3 protein-coding genes are annotated in these 3,778 nt (G+C 39.3%); all 3 read left to right on the top strand.

Going from position 1 to position 3,778, the window contains the following annotated elements; all coding sequences use genetic code 11:
* Window positions 1-219: 219 nt before the first annotated feature.
* Complete coding sequence (locus ABZA26_RS09890; RefSeq protein WP_372714357.1) at window positions 220-1,584, top strand: sucrose-specific PTS transporter subunit IIBC; 1,365 nt, start codon at window positions 220-222, stop codon at window positions 1,582-1,584.
* Between the two features lie 25 nt (window positions 1,585-1,609).
* Window positions 1,610-3,091, top strand: coding sequence for a glycoside hydrolase family 32 protein (locus ABZA26_RS09885; RefSeq protein WP_372714356.1), 1,482 nt, complete (start codon window positions 1,610-1,612; stop codon window positions 3,089-3,091).
* Between the two features lie 12 nt (window positions 3,092-3,103).
* Window positions 3,104-3,778, top strand: a 675-nt coding sequence (locus tag ABZA26_RS09880; protein ID WP_372714355.1) for a carbohydrate kinase, incomplete at its 3' end; no start/stop codon positions are given.

The following is a 3,778-nucleotide window of genomic DNA, read 5'->3' as shown; positions in this document are numbered from 1 at the left end:
GATAAACTGGTGAAATATGATCTTGAATATCTAAAAACCAATGCTAAATCTGTAAAAACTCCTGTAATAATATCTAATATGGAGCTTGTAGAGGAGATAGAGAGAGTAACCGGGAAAGTAAAGGCCGGAGATCTTCTCATGAAAGTAAAAATGAAGTAAAAAAAGTTATTGGTCTAAAAATGGTAATGTTATTATAAAGCTAGATGAAGGAGGAATGAAATGGATTATAAGAAAATGGCTCAGGACATAATTATTGGTATAGGGGGAAGAGAGAATATATCAAGTGCAGCACACTGTGCCACAAGACTAAGACTGGTACTAAATGACGAGACCAATGTAAATAAAGAGAGTATTGAAAAGATAGAGGGTGTAAAAGGAGCTTTTTCTACTGCAGGTCAGTATCAGATAATTCTGGGACAAGGAATTGTAAATAAAGTATATGCAGAGATGACAGGAATGGGAGAGATAAAAGCATCTTCTAAAAGTGAAGCAACCAAAGAAGCTATGAAAAATCTTAATGTTGTTCAAAAGATTGCCAGGACATTATCAAATATATTTGTTCCTGTAATACCGGCAATCGTAGCATCGGGTCTTTTGATGGGACTTTTAGGTATGGGTGCAAGATTCAACTGGTTTGATTCATCAAGTGATATGTTTGCCCTTCTGGACATGTTTTCCAATGCTGCTTTTGTATTTTTACCGGTACTGATTGCCTTCTCAGCAGCCAGAGAATTTGAATGCAACCCTTATCTTGCCGCTGCTCTCGGAGGTATTCTGATACATCCGGCACTTCAAAATGCATGGACAGTGGGAGGAGGGATCACAGGATTTTTCCAGGTCGGAGGATTTAAGGTAGCAAAATTAGGTTATCAGGGAACAGTACTGCCTATACTTATAGCTGTATGGGTTATGTCTCATGTGGAGAAAAATATAAGAAAAATAGTTCCCAATGTTCTTGACATTATATTAACTCCATTTTTGACAATTCTGATTACAGGCTTTGTATCACTATTTATTATAGGCCCTGCTGGCAGAGCACTGGGGACAGGTATATCCTTTGGACTGGGATCGGTTCTGAGCGGAGCCGGGGCAGTTGCGGGACTTATTTTCGGAGGAGCATATTCCACTATAGTTATAACAGGAGTTCACCACTCTTTTCATGCCTTTGAAGCTGAGATGATAAAAAATATAGGCGGAAATTATCTCCTGCCTATCTGGTCTATGGCAAATGTGGCTCAGGGTGGAGCTGCAATGGCTGTATTCTTTAAAACAAAAGATAAAAAACTAAAATCCATAGCACTTCCTTCAGGAATATCGTGCTTCCTAGGGATAACCGAGGCTGCCATTTTTGGTGTAAACTTAAAACTGATTAAGCCATTTATAGGGGCTGCAATCGGAGGAGCTGTAGGAGGAGCCTATGTAGTAATGACGAAAGTATTCATGACAGGAGTGGGGGTAACAGGGATACCTGGAACAGCCATTGTGTCTGCAAATTCTATGATTAACTATATTATTGGTATGGCTCTTGCCCTTGGAGCATCATTTGTGGCTACATGGGTAATGGGATTCAAGGAAAATAATTAAGGATTAAGAGGGACTTGTCCCTCTTATGCTTTATTTAAATTATAAAAAAGTTGTAAAATACGGGAGTGAAGAGATGTCTGATTTAATAAAAAAAGCCATGGATGAGGTAGAAAATAAAAAGAATATGGTGGAGAAAGATTATCACAGACTTTCTTATCACCTAATGGCTCCTTCCGGTCTTATAAATGATCCCAACGGATTTAGTTATTATGACGGAAGGTATCATCTTTTCTACCAGTGGAATCCCTTTGAGTGCAACCACAGTACGAAATTCTGGGGACATTTTACAAGTAAAGACCTGGTTTCATGGGAAAATCTTCTGCCAGCATTAGCTCCAGAGGACTGGTACGATAAAAATGGATGCTATTCAGGGAGTGCCATCGAAAAAGATGGTCAGCTGATTCTATTTTATACTGGTAATGTAAAAGATGATCGTGGGAACAGAGAGACCTATCAGTGTCTCGCAGTATCTGATAACGGAGAAGATTTCGAGAAGTTAGGACCTGTTATTGTAAATCAGCCGGAAGGGTACACCAGGCATTTTAGAGATCCTAAGGTATGGAAAGATGGAGAAGTATACTATGCAGTCATAGGAGCCCAGAGAGAGAATCTCACAGGGGCAGCGGCCTTGTATAATTCCCCAGACATGAAAAACTGGAATTTTTTAGGGGAAATAAAGACAGATCTCGGGAATTTCGGATATATGTGGGAGTGTCCCGATTATTTTGAAATAAATGGAGAGGGGGTTTTTATTTTTTCTCCACAGGGGATAGCAGCAGAAGGAGACCGATATAATAATATATACCAGTCTGGTTATGTACTTGGAAGTCTGGATCTGGAAAAAGTGACTCTTCAGCATGATGGATTTCATGAGTTAGACAGGGGATTTGACTTTTATGCACCTCAGACAATGATAGATGAAAAAGGAAGAAGGATAATGGTGGCCTGGGGAGGACTTCCTGAAGTTAATTACCCGTCAGAAGATAAGGGGTGGGTCCACTGCCTTACTATGCCGAGAGAGCTTGAAATAATAGACGGTAAGCTGGTGCAAAGGCCTATAGAAGAGATGAAAAAACTCAGAAAGGATTTTGTCCAGGTAAAGGATATATTTTCCGGTAAAAAAACTTATCCGGGCATAGAGGGTGATTCCTTTGAAATAATATGCAGAATAAAAAGTATAGAGGCTGAAGAATTTGGTATAAACTTACGTGTGGGTAAAAATGAAAAAACCGTATTGAAATATAATAGGATTGATAAAAAAGTCATACTGGACAGGAGCAGTTCTGGAGAGCTCTTTGCTGAAGAATATGGCACAACGAGAAAATGCTCTCTTGATTCTTCAGAGATAATTTTTCATATATTTATGGACAGGTCATTAACAGAGGTTTTCATAAATGACGGTGCAGAGGTTTTCACTGCCAGAATATTTCCAGATGAAAAAAGCCAGGGTATAGAGTTTTTCTCAAATGGAAAAGCGGAAATAAGTATAAAAAAATGGAATATATAATGAGGTGAAAAGATGAATCCGAAAATAGTATGTATAGGGGAGCTTTTGATAGATTTTATATGTAAAGATATAGACAGCGACCTTATTGACGGGGAAAAATTTGAAAAAAAAGCAGGGGGGGCTCCTGCCAATGTCTGTGCAGCAGCTGCAAAACTGGGCCAAAAGGTTGGATTTATAGGAAAGGTCGGATTTGACTCCTTCGGAAAGTTCTTGGAGAGAACCCTTATAGAAACTGGAGTCGACACCAGGATGCTTTGTTTTGACAGAGAAAAACCTACAACTTTAGCTTTTGTTTCTCTGAGAAAAGACGGGGAAAGAGATTTTATATTCAACAGGGGAGCCGATGAGAATCTTTCTTTTAAAGAGCTGGATCTGGATAAACTAGAGGAAGTCAAAATATTTCACTTTGGATCAGCTACAGCACTTTTAGGTGGGAACCTCAAGAAAACCTATTACGAACTCATGAAATATGCAAAATCCAAAGGGGCCTTCGTTTCATTTGATCCAAATTGGAGAGGGGCACTTTTCGGTGAGAGAAAAGAAGAGTTTAGAACCGAAAGCATAAAATGTCTGGCTCAGGCTGATTTTGCAAAGGTGAGTGACGAAGAGTCCAGAATTATAAGCGGGAAAGAAAATCTCGAAGAGGCAGTCGACGAAATTCATAAATACGGGACAAGGGCTGTTGTG

Origin of the sequence: Ilyobacter sp. (genome assembly GCF_041583315.1) — a bacterium.
Taxonomy (GTDB): Bacteria; Fusobacteriota; Fusobacteriia; order Fusobacteriales; family Fusobacteriaceae; genus Ilyobacter.
The sequence above is the reverse complement of the archived record's forward strand: the minus strand, read 5'-3'. Positions and strand labels throughout refer to the sequence as shown.